10 protein-coding genes are annotated in these 19,254 nt (G+C 42.4%); 4 read left to right on the plus strand and 6 right to left on the minus strand.

Annotation, left to right across the window (positions count from 1 at the left end):
- Positions 1-10: 10 nt before the first annotated feature.
- The 6 genes from I2I04_RS06450 to I2I04_RS06475 all read right to left on the minus strand — a co-directional run bounded on the left by I2I04_RS06450 (position 11) and on the right by I2I04_RS06475 (position 15,095).
- Positions 11-1,423: an agarase gene (locus tag I2I04_RS06450; protein ID WP_143257979.1), complete on the minus strand. Its 1,413-nt coding sequence runs from the start codon at positions 1,421-1,423 to the stop codon at positions 11-13.
- A gap of 3 nt (positions 1,424-1,426) precedes the next feature.
- Positions 1,427-4,090, minus strand: a complete 2,664-nt coding sequence (locus I2I04_RS06455) for a glycoside hydrolase family 2 TIM barrel-domain containing protein (RefSeq protein WP_195654603.1) — start codon at positions 4,088-4,090, stop codon at positions 1,427-1,429.
- Positions 4,091-4,101: 11 nt separating this feature from the next.
- Positions 4,102-6,210, minus strand: coding sequence for a BACON domain-containing protein (locus I2I04_RS06460; protein ID WP_195654604.1), 2,109 nt, complete (start codon positions 6,208-6,210; stop codon positions 4,102-4,104).
- Positions 6,211-6,241: 31 nt separating this feature from the next.
- Positions 6,242-7,855 (minus strand): RagB/SusD family nutrient uptake outer membrane protein, encoded by a 1,614-nt coding sequence (locus tag I2I04_RS06465; RefSeq protein WP_195654605.1) that lies wholly within the window; start codon positions 7,853-7,855, stop codon positions 6,242-6,244.
- 14 nt (positions 7,856-7,869) lie between these two features.
- Positions 7,870-10,929, minus strand: coding sequence for a SusC/RagA family TonB-linked outer membrane protein (locus tag I2I04_RS06470; protein WP_195654606.1), 3,060 nt, complete (start codon positions 10,927-10,929; stop codon positions 7,870-7,872).
- 131 nt (positions 10,930-11,060) lie between these two features.
- On the minus strand, positions 11,061-15,095 hold the full coding sequence (locus I2I04_RS06475; protein ID WP_195654607.1) for a response regulator: 4,035 nt from the start codon (positions 15,093-15,095) through the stop codon (positions 11,061-11,063).
- Positions 15,096-15,496: 401 nt separating this feature from the next.
- Here I2I04_RS06475 and I2I04_RS06480 point away from each other — a divergent pair, with 401 nt between their 5' ends.
- From I2I04_RS06480 to I2I04_RS06495, 4 genes are all read left to right on the plus strand, one after another.
- A complete protein-coding gene (locus tag I2I04_RS06480; RefSeq protein ID WP_195654608.1) occupies positions 15,497-16,408 on the plus strand; it encodes an EamA family transporter in 912 nt (303 codons plus the stop codon).
- Positions 16,409-16,459: 51 nt separating this feature from the next.
- Positions 16,460-17,020 carry a ribosome recycling factor gene (gene frr, locus I2I04_RS06485; RefSeq protein WP_143257661.1) on the plus strand — a complete coding sequence of 187 codons (561 nt, stop codon included), beginning with the start codon at positions 16,460-16,462 and terminating at the stop codon, positions 17,018-17,020.
- 104 nt (positions 17,021-17,124) lie between these two features.
- Entirely contained in the window at positions 17,125-18,057 is a 933-nt protein-coding gene (gene rsgA, locus I2I04_RS06490; protein WP_195654609.1) for a ribosome small subunit-dependent GTPase A, read from the plus strand.
- A gap of 99 nt (positions 18,058-18,156) precedes the next feature.
- On the plus strand, positions 18,157-19,242 hold the full coding sequence (locus tag I2I04_RS06495) for an efflux RND transporter periplasmic adaptor subunit (RefSeq protein WP_195654610.1): 1,086 nt from the start codon (positions 18,157-18,159) through the stop codon (positions 19,240-19,242).
- Positions 19,243-19,254: the final 12 nt, after the last annotated feature.

Below are 19,254 nucleotides of genomic sequence, written 5' to 3' on the forward strand. Positions count from 1 at the left end.
GGTATGTATTTTATTTATTATTAGTTGATTGTTGATCGAACCAGTCAGCCAAACGATAAGCGTTGATATTCAATTCTTTCATAGCATCAGCCAACGGTTTATAAAGATTGTATTCATTATCTACCAGTCCTTTGTTAGAGTCCAGATTCGAAGGATCTGCCCCTTTTGCCGTCGGATCATTATCCTGATAACGGAACCAATGCCATCCGACGCAATTCCCACTTTCCAATAATCCTAAAACAAAATGCTGGTAGGCATATCCACGTTCCTGCTGGGTTTGAACGGTGAAACCTGCCCCTGTTGTGTTTGCCAGCCCGGAATCCATTCCTTTCGTATAAAATTCCGTGATGATGAAAGGTTTCTGAGCCCATTCTCCCCAATGCTTCATGGTCTTCTCACTCGGTGTCCATGCACCATAGTAGTTAATAGCAACGACATCACAATACCTGCCTGCCGCTTCCACAATCTGGCGGACAAACTTAGGTTTTCCATGTAGACGACTACCTAAATAAAGGTGATTGGGATCATACTTCCGAATCGCTTCCGATACCACTTTATAGTATCGTTCCGCTACTACCCCCGCAAACTCTTCCCGATGTTCGTCCGTAATTTGCTGCGAAGTAATACCTTGCTGTTTCAACCAGGATTCTGCATACAATCTTCCCGGATCATTGGGATTCTTCAAAGTCAGATACCCCTCCAGGTTCTTCGGGCCGAACGGCAGTTCATTGTCCGAAAAATAACCGATTATGTTTTTATCCGTTTTGTTTGCGACCAGTTTTTGTGCCATCTCATCGCAATAGGTTTCAAATTCCGGATCAAAAACGAAAATACACTGATTAGGATATCCCGTATTGCCAGGCAACTGATAAGTTCCTCCACGTTTCTTCCCATATCCACTCATCAGGTTCAGAATGATTGAACGGGTCAGTACCTCCTTGTGAGAGGCATTGTAAGAGGCAATAGCTTCCTCATTACTCCAAGAACCAGCCCCGGAAAAGCCCAACGAATGAATCATTTGTGCTGTTCCTTTCATCCATTTTTCCTCCGTACCGAATTTGTCCAGCATTGCTTGTTTATTGCGTTCGGAAGTACCTAAACGTACTCCAACCACCACTTTCTGCAAATGCCGATACCCATCGGGATCAATCATCCACCATCGATCCCCGATGTGTTCTACCCTGAAAAATCCTGTAGCCTGATGCCTAGGAGCATCCAAATCACTTCCATACTCATTCACATGTACTTTACCAGTAGGTTTGAACCCATCCAATTGAGCAATAGTACGAGTATCATACTCTTTCCAGGGAAGATCTTTCTGTCCTTTCACCCACGGACGGGCAGTGACCTTAAATGTACGTCCCTGGGCATAACCAAACTGGGATAACAGCAGCAAAAACAATATAACTATACTATTTTTCATCATCTAATATTCTTTTACGATTCGTATTGCATTTAAAATGGGCACAGACTCCACCGCTCCAAAACGAACGACAAGCCCTTTTCCTTGTGAAACCGGAACAATATATTTCTTAATAACCGCACGTTCGGAACCGTATTCTTCTGCAATATTCATTTGTCCGGCAACAGATACCCCATTTATATCCACAGAAAATACCCGGTTAATATAGTCCTCCCTCACCACATCATTTCCCAAATTATACACCAAAGCCTCTCTTTTATTTTCAGAAGTAAGTTCCGTCCAATACAAATATACAGCATAGACACCATCCGGCACATCTGCCTTAAAAGCCTCAATGCCTACTCGCTGTGTCTGAAAGATAGGATCCTGATCCGTCCCCAGTATATCTGTATCGCTGGCAGGCAAAGAACCGTAACGAGTTTTGTTAGGAGCCACCTCCCCACCAATATATCCCCATGAACCTTCTTCATAAACCTGTTCGGGTATCCAGCACATCTCTGCTGTCCGATCCTCAAAATAGCGTCGAGCCCCCAATAACACATTGATCTCCGTAAAGCCATTCTTCACATTGACACATTTAAAATCACAGACATACTGGTCACGATATTCACGTCCCTCCTTTTCTATCACAGCATCTACCACATTCTCTCCGTTCACAAAAGGAATGTCCACGGAAACAACCTTATCTGTTACCGGATATACTCCCAAACTTTTTCCATTCAAAAAGACTTCCACCTTATCCGCGTTAGTATAGACTTTCAGGGGTTGCGTACAGCTCTTTCCATCCCGACTGGCCCCTGCCCTGTTCTTCCAAGATTTAGAAGCAATATGCAGGATAGGTGACTCTTTCAGATAAGCCTGATAAAGATAATACCCGTCCTTACGTTCTCTATCCGTACTTACCAACCCTTTATTGTTAACATGAGGCATGGCATTTCTTCTGGCTTCGGAATAAAAATCATTCAAATTCCAAACCATAGCCCCCACTATATAATCCCTCTTTAGAATTTCAGGCAAATAATGTTCATGATAGACAGAGCCAAACTCACAACTAAAATCAAACCGCATCGGTGAAAAAGAATGAATACGAGTATCCACATCCGCCCCATATTCGGTAATAAGCAACGGTTTATGAGGAAACTCTTTATGAAGTTCTTCCAGTTTCTCTTCAAATCCGCCCAAATTACCACCATACCATCCATTATAAAGATTAAATCCCAATAACATTGGCAGTTCAGTAATCCCTGCTTCCTGATAGATTTGGGAAGCAGAATGACAAGGCAACATGGTATAGCGTTCCGAGTCCAGACTTCTGATCTGCGCCTCAACAGTCGAAGCTATTTGATGAAGAAACTTCATATATTCCGCCCGTTCTTTCTTGTTGTCAGGATTAAAGGGAGGACGCAAAAGCACTTCATTCATGTAAGCCCAAATGATGACAGATGGATAATTATAGTTCTGATAAACCATTTCCGTAGCCTGTTCCACACAGTTATCCATAAACGCCCTACTTTGAGTAATAGCATTTACAATCGGAATTTCAACCGAAGTCAACAGCCCTAACTTATCACACATCTGCATCACAACCGGATCTTGCGGATAATGAGCCACTCGCAGGAAATTACTTCCCATATCCTTACTCAACTGTATATCCCGGATATGCATTTCATCCCGCAAGGCATTCCCCATTCCTTTGTAATCCTGATGCCGACTGGTACCAATCAATTTCCGATATTTCCCGTTCAGGAAAAAACCTTTCTCTGCATCAAAATGATATTCACGGATTCCCAGCGGATTAACAACGCAATCGAGAACTTTTCCCTTTTTATCCTTCAAACGGCTATACACCTTATATAAATAAGGAGAATCAACATCCCACCGTTTGGGTTGCGCAATAGTCATCAACGCTTTAAAGGCTACATTCTTCTCCCCTGCCTTCACATTCACTTTCTTTGCGGAAAGTGCCACTCTATTGCCGTCTGCATCCAAAATCTCCGTTTCAAGAATCAATGTCTGATTACTTTTCAAAGCGTTGGACAAGAATGTTTTTGCACACACTTCCGCTTGAGCATCTGTTATCCCAACTGTTTTGAGATATACTCCACTGGAAGCATAATGAGTGGTAGACAGTTGCACGGGTGAAGTATACACCAGATAAACATCCCGATAAAGTCCGCCGAAGAAAGTGAAGTCTGCCGAAAGAGGAGCAATATCCGGATTATGAGAGTTGTCAACACTCACTGCCACCAAGTTGCGTCCGGTATGAACATAGTCAGTCACATCAAACGTGAAAGCCGAATAACCACCTTTATGATTCCCTACCAACTTTCCATTCACAAATACATTTGTCTCCTGATTGGCTCCTTCAAAACAAAGATAAACTCTTTGACCGGCAATCAGTTCCTCCACTGTCACGGCTTTCCTGTACCAGCCTTTTCCCCGGAAGTAACCGGGAATTTCATCTTCTGCATCTTTTGCATTCCAAGTATGAGGAATGGAAACGTCAGTCCAACCGGACACATCAAAGTCAGCAGTGGACGCGTCTCCCTCAAAGAGAGAGAACTTCCAACCATCGTTGATCGTTTGCGTCACACGCTGACCACAGACCGTGCCGGTAACAATCAATAACAAGCAGGCTAAGATTATTTTTCTATATACCTTACACATACCTAATACCATTATTTCAAGATTGAACGGACTGCACGAATGTATCTTGCCCCAGTCTTTTTCTCATTTGCTTTATCCCAGGCAAGTGGTTTTCCAAAACGTACATAAAATGCCTTTGTACCACTTGACGTTTCACGACTAGCCCAATAAGAATCCCCATTAGAAGATGCCGCTGCCGTATTCATAGCAGTTCCTCCTGCATTAGTAATCACCAGATCCCATGCTTCACGATTTGCTTTTTCAAAATCAGTAATCGCATTCGGAGTATTCTCTGTTGCATCTGCTACTTTAGTCCCATTATAGGTTTCAAACATCTGTTCCAGATCCGATCTTGTAGGCCAATACCATCCGGAACCTTTATCCATGCAATATTTAAGAGCAGGCATTTCCACTGCATTCGGCAATGCTGCCAAGGCAGTAGTATTTGCTAAACCGTCATCATTAGATAAAGTCAAACCGGTAGAAACCGGAGAGCCTGCTGTAGACCATGCCAAATTCTCTCTGTCCAACGACATGATTTTAGCTTTACCACGATTAGTCGCGTCTACCCAGAAAACAATGCCTCCCTTCAACGCTCCATTATCCGCAATTACCTGTCCAACCGCAAACTCGGAACTTAAAAGTCCTTTCTGTGTAATCGTAACCTCTTGTTTAGACACCTTTGCTCCGCTTCCGGCTGTTACCGTAGCAGTCGTTACCCGGTTAGAGCTATTCAGATTAGGAGATAATGTCCAAAAATAAAGAGTTTTATTTGTTACATCAACATACGCTTTCACCCAAGATTCATCAGTGATATTTATTGCAAATTCCGTCTCATCAGAAATCATTGTAATTACCTCTGATTTTGCTACCGCATCAGGAGTAATAGTCACCGTATTGGTACTCAGTTCGAGGGAAGCGTCTCCCTCGGCAGCTACATTTTGATTCACTGTTACCTCCACTGCTTTTGCAGCTGCGCCAGTACCGGCTGTTATTGTAGCAATTGTCGTACGAATATTACCAGTGCCATTCTTCGATTTTGCCTTGAACGTAACTGTTGTGCCTGAAATAATATACGAAAGCCAGGAATCATCTGCCAACACTACACTGAATACACTCTTATTGGATGTCAACGTAACATTTGCTTCCGCTTCGTTAGCACCTTCCAATGTCACAGGATTAGGAGTAACCGTCAAAGTTGCCGGCTCTTCAGGATAAGTATAATCACCAATTGTGCGCATACATCTCACAAAACGGTTGGTAGCTGTTTTATTTCCTGCATCAGCACCAGACTTTCCGAAACGTACCCAATAAGCCTTATCCCCTGCTGCATTTTCCGTACTCGACCAATAGCTTTCCCCATTGCCCGAACCGGCAGCCTCATTTATCACATCACCCTGCAAATCGGTCAACATCTTATCAAATGCCGCACGTGCCGCTTTTTCAACTTCCGTCAACTTATCGGGTACAGTCGAAATAAAATCCGGATCAGTATGTACAATACCATTGTAAACATCAAACAACTCCCATAACTCATCACGTGCAGGCAGATACCATCCCTCACCCAACGACTGACAGTATGCCACTGCATCATTTGCAGCAGGAGCAGTAAACAAAGCCGTATTGACATATCCATTCACTGTGGAAAGCGCATTGTGAGACATCACGGAAGCCTCAAAAGGATTTCCTCCCTGACGTTTTACAGATACAGCTTTTCCTACCATATTGTCCGAAGGATCCACCCAGAAAATCATACCGATACCATCATCTACACTTTGTCCTACCTTCAAAGAAAGATCCGGTTCTTTGGAATCCTGTGTAACCGTTACTTCCACTGTGTATGAACCGCAAGTCAGTTTCACGACAGTACTCCTTGCATCCTCACCGTCATTCTGCGTCAAGGCAGTGTATATTACACTTTTAGCGTTTACATCTACAGAAAGCCACTCCGCTTGATATTGAGCAACAATCTGACCGACATTAGTATATAATAGCGATGTGACGGAAGAACCCGCCGCTTTTGCTAGGTTTACTTTTGTATCTTTACAATTAAATTCAGGCATCACACGTACCGACGCATCATCGACACAGGAAAGCATCCCTAGATTTAAAATCAATAACAGATATATTATTCTTTTCATACTTATTCATGTTTTACAGATAATCAATCGCTTAATACCAATTCTCATTCTGCGGAAAATTCTCTTTCCCCATCAAGTCAATCTGTTCTTGTGGAATAGGCCAACATTCGTGCTTTCCAACTACAAAGCTGGCACGACATTCCGCATAATCTTTATCTAAATAAGGATTTTCAACTTTCGTCTCACCATAATGCGCTTTCACTCTTTCACCCAAAAGTCCCAAACGTTTCAGCAACGGCCAGCGAACTCCCTCAAAATTCAGTTCACGAGCATATTCATCCAAAAGAATATCTTGCGTCAGAGGTCCCGCAAATTTGTCATTTCCGGCACGTTCCCATGTTTTATTGTAACAGCGCAGAGCATCCGTGCTCATCCCTCCGTCACGGCGCATATACGCTTCTGCCGCCATTAAGTAAGTTTCAGCCAGTCGATAGACAATCAAATCCTTGAATCCCGTTGTCCGGTCCGGATTATCGGCCATAGTCCACTGGTCAAAGTATTTTTTCGACATAAAATGCAACGTCTCACAATAGCTGGAACTTTTCGCAAGGGGAATCAATTCTCCATATTTAGGAGAATTAGGATCATTGTATTTGAAACGGTGTACGAACAATTCATTGTATCGTGTATCTTTAGCCTGATCATATAAACTCAATAAATAGGTATTCGGATAAATACGTCCCCAACCATATCCACCCTGATCGGCCGTATTGATGCAACCTGAAATTTTATTGATTCGGGTAGTGGTCTGAATAGAGATACGATGTCCGGCAACCGGAGTTCCGGAACCTCCTCCACCCAAGTTTTGTGAATATTGGAAACTCCACAATACTTCCGGGGATTTCAAATCTGCGCTATTAAATACATTCTCGGCCTTCTTTTCCATCGAGTAGATACCCTCCTGTTTAAAGATATCTTCACATTCCTCAATGACTGTATCCCAATCTGACTCCCACATGGCAACCTGTGCACGGACATGTTTGGCAGTCGCTTTCGTTACTCGTCCATACAGCACATTTCCGTTATTTTGAGGAAGCGACCAGTCCAGACCTTTCATCGCATCATCCAAATCAGTCGTCATCAGCGTCATCAGTTCTTCGTGAGAAGCCGGTTTATACTCCCGTTTCAGATTATCGACAGTGGTCGGAGTGACGTTCAGATAAAGACGGTCAAAGCGTTTCCAAAGTTCAAAATAGCTCCGTCCTCTGAAGAATTTCGCTTCACTCCATGCGTGCAATACATCGCTGTCATCCAGCCCCAAGGCTTCCGCGGCTACAATAATTTCATTTGCTTTTCCGATAATACCATAGTGATGTTTCCAGAACTTATTGACATCTCCAGTACTTGGAGTAAAACTTGTATTCAAACGTCCGATTGAAGTAGAGACACCTGCCCTAAGTGTGGCAATATCCGTATTAAAGTCACACATGGTAACGATGTACAAATTAGATTCATTATTATCCGCTCCACCCGGTAACTCACGTGCCAGGGAATACAGACCTGTAACGGCAGTATTCAATCCTTCGGGAGTAGTGAACAGATAATTATTTGTAACAGCTGTTTTTGATTCCAGATTTAATAAATCCGAGCAGGAAGCGGTCAACATTCCGCAAATGACAAAGGCTGTATATATTAACTTTTTCATAAGGATTCTTTATTTTAGAATGAAACATTGACACCGAACACATATTGTCTGGACTCCGGATAAGATCCTGGAGTCAGTTCGGGACTATAAGATTTAAATTCCGTAAATGTCAGCAAGTTAGTAGCAGTTGCATACAAGCGTAACTTATGAATCGGAGTATTCTTCAATAGTCGGGTGGGGAAAGTATATCCCAGTTGTAAGGTGCGTAAACGGATATAAGAAGCATCCTGAATGGCAATAGCACTCAAATATGCAGGGTCCGCACTATAAGAAGGACGTGGGAATTTGTTCGAAGGATTGAACGGAGTCCAATAATCCACCTTCACTCCATTCAGTTTTCCACGTAAAGAACCACCGGAATTATACTCGTACAAATAACCGTTCTTAATCTTTCTGCCGGAAACTCCATACCAGTCCATGAACAGGTCAAATCCTTTCCAGTTCCATGTAGAAGAAAGGGAGAGTGTAAACTTCGGATCTTTCCGGATAGGTACCCTGTCATCAGCTGTAATCTTTCCATCCCCGTTGTTATCACGCACTTTGACCATTCCCGGTTCAATAGCGCCACCATAATCAATCGGACTGTCGGCCACACCGTCATTATCACTGTCATAAGTATTTCTCGGTGTATAGACTAGATTTCCCGTACCATCACGAGTAATCTCAAAATCATCATACTGAAAAATTCCATCTACCAGATAATCATAGTATACATTGATCGGTTCTCCGATAATCCATCCCTGGGCTACCTGACTTGCCGGCTTTCCGTTCTCATCGAGAGTATCGTCAATACGGACAATTTCATTCTTATACATGCTGAAATTAGTTCCGAGTGTCCAGGTAAACTCCTTCGTACGTACCACGTCACCATTTAAAGAAAGATCAATGCCACTGGATTTCGTCTTTCCCAGATTATCAAGCATGGTGGTATATCCGAGTGACGCATTCAGGGAACGTTCCACCAACAAATCCTTCGTATGAGTATTATAATACTCAACCGTACCATTCAGACGACCATTGAAGAAACTAAAATCAACACCAAAGTTAGCTGTTGCAGACTGTTCCCATTTCAGGTTTGGATTAGACAGTTCCTTGCCCGGCAAATATCCCATTTGAAAAACATCTCCAAACTCATATCCTTTATTATCAGCCAGTCCCAAAGTAGTATAATTGCCGATACCGTTCTGATTACCTACAATACCATAACTCACACGGAGTTTCAGGTTATCAATCCACGACACATCTCTTAGGAAACTCTCCTGATTGGCACGCCAGGCAAAAGCAGCTGACGGGAAAGTTCCCCATTTATTTTCTTTTCCGAAACGGCTGGAACCGTCACGGCGGACAGCCACGTTCAACAAATAACGATCTAAAAGTGAATATTGCGCCCGAGCCATGAAAGACACCAAGTTATTTTCATTAAACAGACGACGGGGCTTGCCTGTAAACTCACCCTGAGAAATGAAGTTCCAGTCTTTATCCACCGGAAGATTCTCAACCGAGTACCCGATAGATTTCGAACCATTATGGTCGACAGACTGAACGCCGGTTAATGTCAACTGGTGTTTCTTATTCCGGATAGGCACTTTATAAGTCACAATATTCTCAACCAGCCAGTTCTGTGTACGCGATTCATCGAGAACGGCCGTTCCTCCGCCTCCCGGATATTGGGAATCTTTATAAGAACCGTCTTCAGACGTCTGATTATAAACAGAAGTATTCAGGCGATAATTGAATCCCTTGAATGGCTTCACATCCATAAAAAAGTTCAGGCGGTAATTATCACGAGTTACTTCACGTCCATAATGTTCGGCACGGTACAAAGGATTATAATTTCCTTCCGAGTTGATATATTTTGTATACTTGCCATCAGCATCATATATCTCTGCCAATGGAGAACTAGTAATAAAATCATTAAAGTTACCATCCTCACGATCTTGTTTTGTCATCGCATAAGAAGAATTGATACCGAAACTAATCCATTTAGCAATTTCAAAGTCCAGATTCAGTCTTAAAGAAAACTTCTGATACCCCGATCCGGTAACCACCATTCCTTGTTGGTCAAAGTAGTTGGCACCTGCCGATACTTTGATTTTCTCTGTTCCTCCACGTACACTGACATCGTGATTATGATAGATTGCATTTCTGAACATTTCTTTTTCCCAGTCGATAAACTTTCCACCGGCCCATACCCGTTGCATCACCTCATCTTCCAACGCTTCGGCTATAGAAATCTCACGCGCATCAATTATTCCTTTATCATGCGCCTTTGCTTCACGACGAAGCTGCATATATTCTTCAGGAGAGTAGAAATCGAAATTTCTCCAAAGAGATTGAATACCCAGATAACCATTATAATTGACTTCCACTTTTCCGGCTTTACCACGTTTGGTAGTCACCAGTACCACACCATCACTGGCACGTGCCCCATAAATAGCCTGCGATGCAGCATCCTTCAGTATTTCAACCGATTCAATATCATCCGCACTCAACGTACTGAACTCTGTTGCACTGGAAGGAGAACCATCTATAATATATAAAGGTGCATTGTCCGCACTGATAGAACGGGAACCACGAATGGTAATCGAAGGAGTCGATCCCGGTCGTCCGGAACTACTCGTTACATTCACACCTGCGGCACGTCCACGTAACATATCAGCCACATTACCGGCGGGAAATGTTTTCATTTCATCCGCTTTGACCGAAGCTACCGAAGTAGCCACATCACTTTTACGCTGAACTCCATAACCAACAACAACCAATTCATCGAGCATTTTCGACTCTTCCACCAGATTCACATTCAGCACTGTTTTCGTACCGACACGTATCTTCTGTTCCTTATATCCTATACAAGAAAAAACAAGGGTCGATTTAGCCGACACACTGATTGAATATTTTCCATTTACATCCGTCACTGTACCGTTAGTAGTCCCCTCCTCCATAATATTAGCTCCGGGAATCGGTCCAAGTGCGTCTGTCACCACTCCAGAAACTCTGACGTTTTGAGCACTAACCTCTAAAGAGATAAGAAAGGCTGTCAGGAACACAGCCCATTTAATTACGATGTTTTTCATACTATGTAATAATTTGAATGATTACAGCGCAAAAGTCCCAATTATTAATGATTTCGAATAATAGAATCGTCCGTATAAAAGTTCAAATAGTACAATTCTCGTCAGGAAGCAGATATATAAAATTCTGTAAATTAAGAATTTGCATATTTCCGTCTATAAGCAGCCGGAGTAATATCATAAGCATTTTTAAAACACCGGATAAAATAACTTGGATTAGAAAAGCCGTAATCAAATGCTATATCAGCAATCAGGGCATTGGGATCATTCCGCAATTTTTCTGTTGCCTTTTTCAATCTCAAAGATAAAATAAAGTCATTCGGAGTCTGTCCGGTCAATGCTTTCAATTTGGTAAAAAGCAACGTTCTGCTCATACACATCTCACGTGCAAAAGTAGCCACGTCAAAGTCTGCGTTATCAATATAAGATTCCACAATCGCCGTAGCATCCATCAACATCTTTTTATCGATCGGATTGAACGGAAGGTCTTCCACTTTAGGTTCGTCGTTGCGAACAAACCGTTGTTGAAGTAGTTTACGAGTCTGAATGATATTGTTGCACCGGGCTACCAATATCTTGATATTAAAAGGTTTGGAAATATAATCATCCGCACCTGTCTGCAAGCCTTCCAAGGTATGTTCTTCCCGGTTGCGGGCTGTCAGCAAGACAACAGGTATATGGCTGGTCTGCAAATTACTTTTCAACTTCTCGCACATTTCCAGTCCGGACATGACAGGCATCATGATGTCACTTACAATCATCTGCGGTTGCAGCGAAGAAGCCCGTTCCAATCCTTCCTGTCCGTCGGCAGCCGTATATACCTCATATATCTGTTCAAAAATCTGCGTCAATACCTTACGCATTTCCGGGTTATCTTCTACAATCAGCATTTTCACCGTTTTATCCGGCTTCACCATTTCCGAAATTTCTTGAGGCTCTATTATATAATGTTCAGCAACGTGCTCATCTGCGGAGGAAGAGACTTCCATATTCATATTCGCATCCCGGTGAAGAGTAACGGTAAAAGAGGTAACTCCATTCGGTTCGCTTTCCACTCCGATGGTTCCCTGATGCAATTCTACAATTCCTTTCGCCATCGCCAATCCAATGCCCGATCCTTTGACAGTTCGTGTGGTTGTTGCCGAATCATCCTGCCAAAACCGTTCAAATACATGTTTGATCTTGGATTTATCAATGCCTACCCCCAGGTTGTTGACTGAAATCACAATGTCATTATCTCCTTCCGCTGACAGCTCAACAGAAATCCAGTCACCAGGCTTCGTATACTTAAAAGCGTTGGACAATAAATTATAGAATACTTTCTCTATCTGCGTCTTGTCAATATACAAATCTGCTTCTTTCAGAGTGGAAGAAAAGCGGAGATCTATCTTATTCAGTTGGGCATAACTATAGAAAGAACCACAAATTTCCTCTATCACCGCCACAATATTCTCTTTAGAAATCTTTAGTTTCAAGTATCCCTGATCCTGCTTGCGGATATCAATGACTTCATCCACGAGGTTATTCATCCTGCGGGAATTTTTATAAATATCCAGAATCTTATTATATACTTCAGGAATAATGTCCTTATGCATCAGGAGCATTTCGAGCTGGCTGGATATAAGTGTTAACGGAGTACGGAATTCATGCGATACATTGGTAAAGAAACGCAGTTTGGACTGGTTCACACTTTCGATATACTCTTTTTCCCGTTTCTCGGCCAATAAAGAGTGCCGCAAGGTTTTTCGTATCCAGAACATACGGATAATATAGCCGGCAATGAGGATAGCTGCCAGCACCATCAACAAAATAAACCATGCCCGCTGATAAACGGGAGCCTCCACTATCAGCTCAAAACTAATGGAAGGTGCTTCCTGACCGTGAACGCCCACCTGGTCGCCACGGACATGGAAAGTATAATGCCCCGGATGAAGATTGGTATAGGTAATCATCGTATTATCGCCCGCCTTCATATATTCGTTATCAAAGCCTTCAAGTTTATATTCCAGACCGATATTAGAAATATTATTCAGGGTGTTACTTGCTATCTCAAAAGTGACGGAAGAATATCTGGGCGGCAATACTAACCGATGTTCATACAATACGGTTTCTTTGATAAGCCCCAACGAATCAAGCGGTTGTATTTCCGTATTATCCACAAGCACCCGTTTTACAAACACATCATAGTCAACAGACTGTTTGTTCAGCTTTTCCTGGGCGATAGAGACAATACCCGCCAGACCACACACGTAAATATCGTGGTCGGACGCAATATACAGCCCTCCATCATTTACATTATTCAAGGGAAAATCACTCTGTCTGTTATAGTTCTCGAATGTAGTCGTTGCCAGGTTGAATTTAGAGAAGCCACCATTGGTTGCCACATAGATAGAACCATCCAAAGGACTCTCCACCAATCCGGTTATAAATCCATTTTCCAATCCCTGTTTCGCTCCGTACCCCACAAAAGAATCTGTCTTCTTATCAAATAGATAAATTCCCGAGCCTGTCGATCCCAGCCATATACGTCCTTTCTTATCACATAAAATGTGGTTGATGTGATGCTGCGCTGTACTCTGCGCTATTTGGGAGAAAGGATAACTATGAGCAGTACCCGCTTTGAGGTTGACTCGTATCAGATCAAAAGAGGTAGTCAGCCATAAATCCCCGTCTTTGTCAAACGTCATATCCCAAACCTGCGACAGATGTTTGGCAGCCAACGAAGGGTGTTCGAAATGATGAAGTCGAAGGTGTTTTTTATCCAATACAAGCAATCCTCCCTTGGCAGCTATCAATAAAGAATCGTGGCCGGCAAACTCTATCATTTTCACCAGATTATAGGCTCTGTCAACAACTGTTTTTCCTTCCGGAGTATAGATGTTTTCCGAGATAGATTCTATATGCCCGGTCGACAGATTAATCCGGTTGATTCCCTGATAAAGAGAAGCTACCCAAAGATAATCCGGCTCTTTCTCATAATAAAGAGACTTCACTATCTTAAAAGAAAGCTCCTGAGAATAGACCTTTTTTAAAGGGAAAAAGCGTTTGGTATGTTTATCATAATAGTTCAACCCGCTTCCTTCACTTGCAAACCAGATCCGTCCGGAACGGTCTTCGGCTATGGAACTGATAATATAAGAATTCAAATGACCGCCAACAGCCGTAGACGAGCGGTAAAAATGGAAAGCATCATTCGCTACATTATAATATTGGATTCCCTGATAGAAAGTCCCCAACCATAAAGTCCCCGAAGTGTCGTAATGCATCGAAATAATGGAACGTATATCGGCCGCCTCCACATTCAAGTCATATTCATAATCTGTAAACTCTCCGGTAAACAGGTTTAAAGTCTGCAAACCGGCATAAGTTCCGATATACAGGAGACTATCATTAGCTTGTGTCACATGACGCACATTATTATGGTTAATCGTATTTTCAGCTATCTTATGATGCCTGAAATGAGTAAATTTTCCATCTTCATCCAACCGTATGAGTCCTCTGTTTCTGGTAGCTATCCAGATACTTCCGTTTCTGTCTTCTGTTATTGAATTGACAGCTCCCACATCCATACGCCGGGTGATATGTGCAGACTGGTCAATGCAATATATCCCTTTGGAGGAAGTACCCACCACCACTGTCTGATTCTGACGAACCATGAGACTGTTCATCAATACATCCTCCTCATCCGAAGGAAATGAAAAGAATAATTCGGGCGTCTGGTCGAGGTTGCGGTAACGGTAGATTTCCTTTCCGGTAGCTATCCATAATGCATCGTGCGCATAACAGATTCCCGCAACTTCTCCTTCACGCAACACCCTGAAACGATTCAAACGCATATCATAAAGAGTCACGCTCTGCAAACTGCGGATAAAGAGCAATCCGGCTTTATTTCCGCAAACCTGCCTGATATTATTGATATTGATGGAATAAGGATTAGCGTTATCCGGTTTGAATACTTCAAACTTACGTCCGTCAAATCGATTCAGCCCGTCTTGAGTGCCAATCCATAAAAAACCGAATTCATCCTGATAGAAACAATTGACCGTTTGATGAGAAAGCCCTTGCCTTACGTCCTTAAAGCGCATATTGATATCCTTCGTCACATTTGCCATGCAACAAAGTCCCGATATGAACAGGCAATAAACAACAAGAAATTTAGCTTTGGCCATCTGTGTTTTTCGATAATTCAGATGCAATATTCGGGAAAATCCAAGATATATGCAAGCGTTTATTCAAAAACCTGATTGCCTATTGCCTGCAGACTATTACTCGGGAGGCGTATAACTAATCTCCCTATCGAATAAAATTAATCATCTGACAGTTAATTCTTTTTCGTCTGACTATAGTCAGACGAAAGTTCAACTATAGTCAGACGTAAGTTTAACAGTAGTCAGACGCAAGTTCGACTATAGTCAGACGATTAATTTTATGCATAAACAAGATTAGTTATCTCTTTACCAAGAAATAGTTTTTAGCATACGAAAGATTAAATTATACTATCAACCGCCTAAACACTTGTTTATCATTGGTGAACTGCGTACTTTTGCACGCCATTTAAAAAAGCAAAACAATGACCAACAAAACCAAAGGTTTTATCTATGGAGCGATTGCCGCTGCGAGCTACGGTATGAATCCTCTTTTTGCACTTCCGCTCTATGCAGCCGGAATGAGTGTCGATACCGTTTTATTCTACCGATACTTCTTTGCGGCAATCGTGCTGGGTATTCTGATGAAAATGCAGCACCAGTCTTTTGCGCTTCGTAAGGCAGACGTCTTACCCTTAGTCATTATGGGGTTGTTATTCTCTTTTTCATCACTGCTTTTGTTTATGAGTTATAATTATATGGATGCCGGAATTGCTTCAACGATTCTGTTTGTTTATCCGGTGATGGTAGCTGTCATTATGGGAATATTCTTCAAAGAAAAGATTTCCGCAATTACCGTTTTCTCCATCCTGCTGGCACTTTCAGGCATTGCCTTGCTTTATCAGGGAGATGGAAATAAACCACTATCGACTTTGGGAATCATCTTTGTTCTGTTGTCTTCCCTCTCTTATGCTATATATATAGTAGGTGTAAACCGTTCGACATTGAAAAACCTGCCGACCACGAAACTCACATTCTATGCCATTTTGTTCGGACTATCGGTTTATATCGTCCGTTTAAATTTCTGTACGGAACTGCAAGTAATACCATCTGTCTGGCTCTGGGCTGATGTATTATCACTCGCCATTCTGCCAACTGCCGTATCACTGGTCTGTACCGCATTAGCCATTCATTATATAGGCTCTACCCCAACGGCAATATTGGGTGCTCTGGAACCGGTGACAGCTTTATTTTTCGGTGTTCTCCTGTTTCATGAAAAACTGACTCCTCGGTTAATGATGGGTATTTTGATGATTATCACCGCCGTTACCCTGATTATCATTGGCAAGTCACTCATAAAAAAGATGGGGATGCTGTTGCAGATGAACAAAAAATAATATACTTTTGCTACTTAATCAATCAAAATGCAATTTTAAATCTCAAAAAATATGGTAGACGTAAAGACTTGCCTTGACAATGCACAAGAAAAGATGGATATGGCCATCATGTATCTGGAAGAAGCACTGGCACATATCCGTGCCGGAAAAGCGAGTACCCGCTTATTAGACGGTATCCGCGTAGATTCTTACGGAAGTATGGTGCCTATCAGCAATGTAGCTGCAATTACTACTCCGGACGCCCGCAGTATCGTGATTAAGCCTTGGGATAAAAGCATGTTCCGTGTCATCGAAAAAGCAATCATCGACTCTGACCTCGGCATCATGCCCGAAAACAATGGAGAAATGATCCGTATCGGCATCCCTCCCCTGACGGAAGAACGTCGTAAACAACTGGCAAAACAGTGTAAAGGAGAAGGCGAAACAGCTAAAGTAAGCGTACGCAACGCGCGTCGTGACGGTATCGACGCACTGAAAAAGGCCGTAAAAGATGGATTGGCAGAAGACGAGCAGAAGAATGCGGAAGCCAAACTGCAAAAAATCCATGATAAGTATATCAAACAAATCGATGATATGCTGGCTGAAAAGGATAAAGAAATTATGACTGTTTAAATCAATCAAAGATTAAGAATGAAGAATGAGGAATCACAATGCTGTATTATTCAGTTGAAACACAGCCTGAATTCTTCATTCTTCATTTTTAATCTGTAATCAATATGAAGGGATTAGTAATCAAAAACACGGGTAGTTGGTATCAGGTGAAAACCGATGACGGACAATCTATCGAATGTAAAATCAAAGGTAATTTCCGATTGAAAGGGATTCGCAGTACCAATCCTGTAGCAGTAGGCGATCGTGTTCAGATTATACTTAATCAGGAAGGCACTGCCTTTATCAGTGAAATAGAAGATAGAAAGAACTACATCGTCCGCCGTTCTTCCAATCTTTCCAAACAATCTCACATCCTTGCTGCCAATCTCGACCAGTGTATGCTGGTGGTAACCATCAACTATCCCGAAACTTCCACTATTTTTATTGATCGCTTTCTTGCATCCGCAGAGGCCTATCGCGTCCCTGTCAAACTGGTATTCAATAAGGTAGATGCTTACGACGAAGATGAACTCCGCTATCTGAACGCACTTATCAACTTATACACACAAATCGGCTACCCTTGCTTCAAAGTTTCCGCAAAGAACGGCAATGGAGTGGACAAAATCAAAAAAGCGCTGGAAGGCAATATTACTTTATTTTCCGGTCATTCGGGAGTCGGCAAATCGACTCTTATCAATTCCATACTGCCGGGTATAGAAACCAAAACCGGCGAAATCTCTTCTTACCACAACAAAGGAATGCATACTACTACTTTCTCCGAAATGTTCCCTGTAGAAGGAGATGGCTATATCATCGACACTCCGGGTATCAAGGGCTTCGGCACATTCGATATGGAGGAAGAAGAGATCGGACATTATTTTCCTGAAATATTCAAAACCTCCGCCGACTGCAAATATGGCAACTGTACACATCGTCATGAACCGGGATGTGCCGTACGCAAAGCAGTGGAAGACCACCTCATCAGCGAATCCCGTTATACCTCTTATCTGAATATGTTGGAAGATAAAGAGGAAGGAAAATATCGGGCTGCTTACTGATTAACTCTTTTTTAATCTTCCTTTCTTTAAACCTTTCCCATCGGAGAGAGTCTAATTATTCTAAAGAGATAATATAATTGCGATATACAATACTAAACCATGAATAAAAAGACTAAATGGGGCATCATTATTCTTGTTGGTGCCGGGATTATCGGTGGAGGAATCTACTCACAATTACCGAAAAAAAACGACGAACTAACAGCCGCCGACAAAGTGATGAGTGGCAATCAGAAAAGAGGGAAACAAGTTCTAAATGTGAACGCCAAGGTCATAAAACCGCAATCCCTGACAGATGAGTTTACCACTACCGGTGTTCTTCTACCCGATGAAGAAGTGGATTTATCTTTCGAAACGTCGGGAAAGATTGTAGAAATCAACTTTGAAGAAGGAACAGCCGTAAAGAAAGGCCAATTACTAGCCAAAGTGAATGACAGACAGTTGCAAGCACAACTGCAAAGATTGATTTCGCAATTGAAACTGGCAGAAGACCGTGTATTCCGTCAGGACGCTTTATTGAAACGGGATGCTGTCAGTAAAGAAGCCTACGAACAGGTGAAGACGGATTTAGCAACCCTGAATGCCGATATAGAAATTATAAAAACTAATATTGAACTGACTGAACTTCGTGCTCCGTTTGACGGGATTATCGGACTTCGACAGGTCAGTGTCGGTACGTATGCCTCCCCGACTACAGTTGTAGCCAAACTGACAAAAATCGCTCCACTGAAAGTTGAGTTCTCCGTACCGGAACGCTATGCCAAACAAATCAAAAAGGGAACCAATCTCAATTTCAGCGTTGAAGGAACATTGGATGCTTTCGGCGCACAAGTATACGCTGTAGAATCTGCCATCGATCCGAATCTGCATCAATTTACCGCCCGTGCATTATACCCGAATGTCAATCACACCCTGCTTCCCGGCCGTTACGCCAGTGTACTGTTGAAAAAGGATGAGATTCCTAATGCGATAGCCATCCCTACGGAAGCAATTGTGCCGGAAATGGGTAAAGATAAAGTCTACCTGTACAAATCAGGAAAAGCCGAACCGGTGGATATCATTACCGGCATCCGCACCGCATCTGAAGTACAGGCAATAAGAGGGCTACACATAGGAGATACAATCATTACTTCAGGAACACTGCAACTCCGTACCGGACTCGCCGTTACACTTGACAACATTGATTAATAATACCAGCGC

Source organism: Bacteroides sp. 1001136B_160425_E2 (assembly GCF_015559655.1).
Classification (GTDB): domain Bacteria; phylum Bacteroidota; class Bacteroidia; order Bacteroidales; family Bacteroidaceae; genus Bacteroides; species Bacteroides luhongzhouii.

Bases quoted from the DNA above. Each gene is read 5' to 3' on its own strand.
- I2I04_RS06450 (WP_143257979.1), bottom strand. From the start codon at position 1,423: ATGAAAAATAGTATAGTTATATTGTTTTTGCTGCTGTTATCCCAGTTT.
- I2I04_RS06455 (WP_195654603.1), bottom strand. From the start codon at position 4,090: ATGTGTAAGGTATATAGAAAAATAATCTTAGCCTGCTTGTTATTGATT.
- I2I04_RS06460 (WP_195654604.1), bottom strand. From the start codon at position 6,210: ATGAAAAGAATAATATATCTGTTATTGATTTTAAATCTAGGGATGCTT.
- I2I04_RS06465 (WP_195654605.1), bottom strand. From the start codon at position 7,855: ATGAAAAAGTTAATATATACAGCCTTTGTCATTTGCGGAATGTTGACC.
- I2I04_RS06470 (WP_195654606.1), bottom strand. From the start codon at position 10,929: ATGAAAAACATCGTAATTAAATGGGCTGTGTTCCTGACAGCCTTTCTT.
- I2I04_RS06475 (WP_195654607.1), bottom strand. From the start codon at position 15,095: ATGGCCAAAGCTAAATTTCTTGTTGTTTATTGCCTGTTCATATCGGGA.
- I2I04_RS06480 (WP_195654608.1), top strand. From the start codon at position 15,497: ATGACCAACAAAACCAAAGGTTTTATCTATGGAGCGATTGCCGCTGCG.
- frr (WP_143257661.1), top strand. From the start codon at position 16,460: ATGGTAGACGTAAAGACTTGCCTTGACAATGCACAAGAAAAGATGGAT.
- rsgA (WP_195654609.1), top strand. From the start codon at position 17,125: ATGAAGGGATTAGTAATCAAAAACACGGGTAGTTGGTATCAGGTGAAA.
- I2I04_RS06495 (WP_195654610.1), top strand. From the start codon at position 18,157: ATGAATAAAAAGACTAAATGGGGCATCATTATTCTTGTTGGTGCCGGG.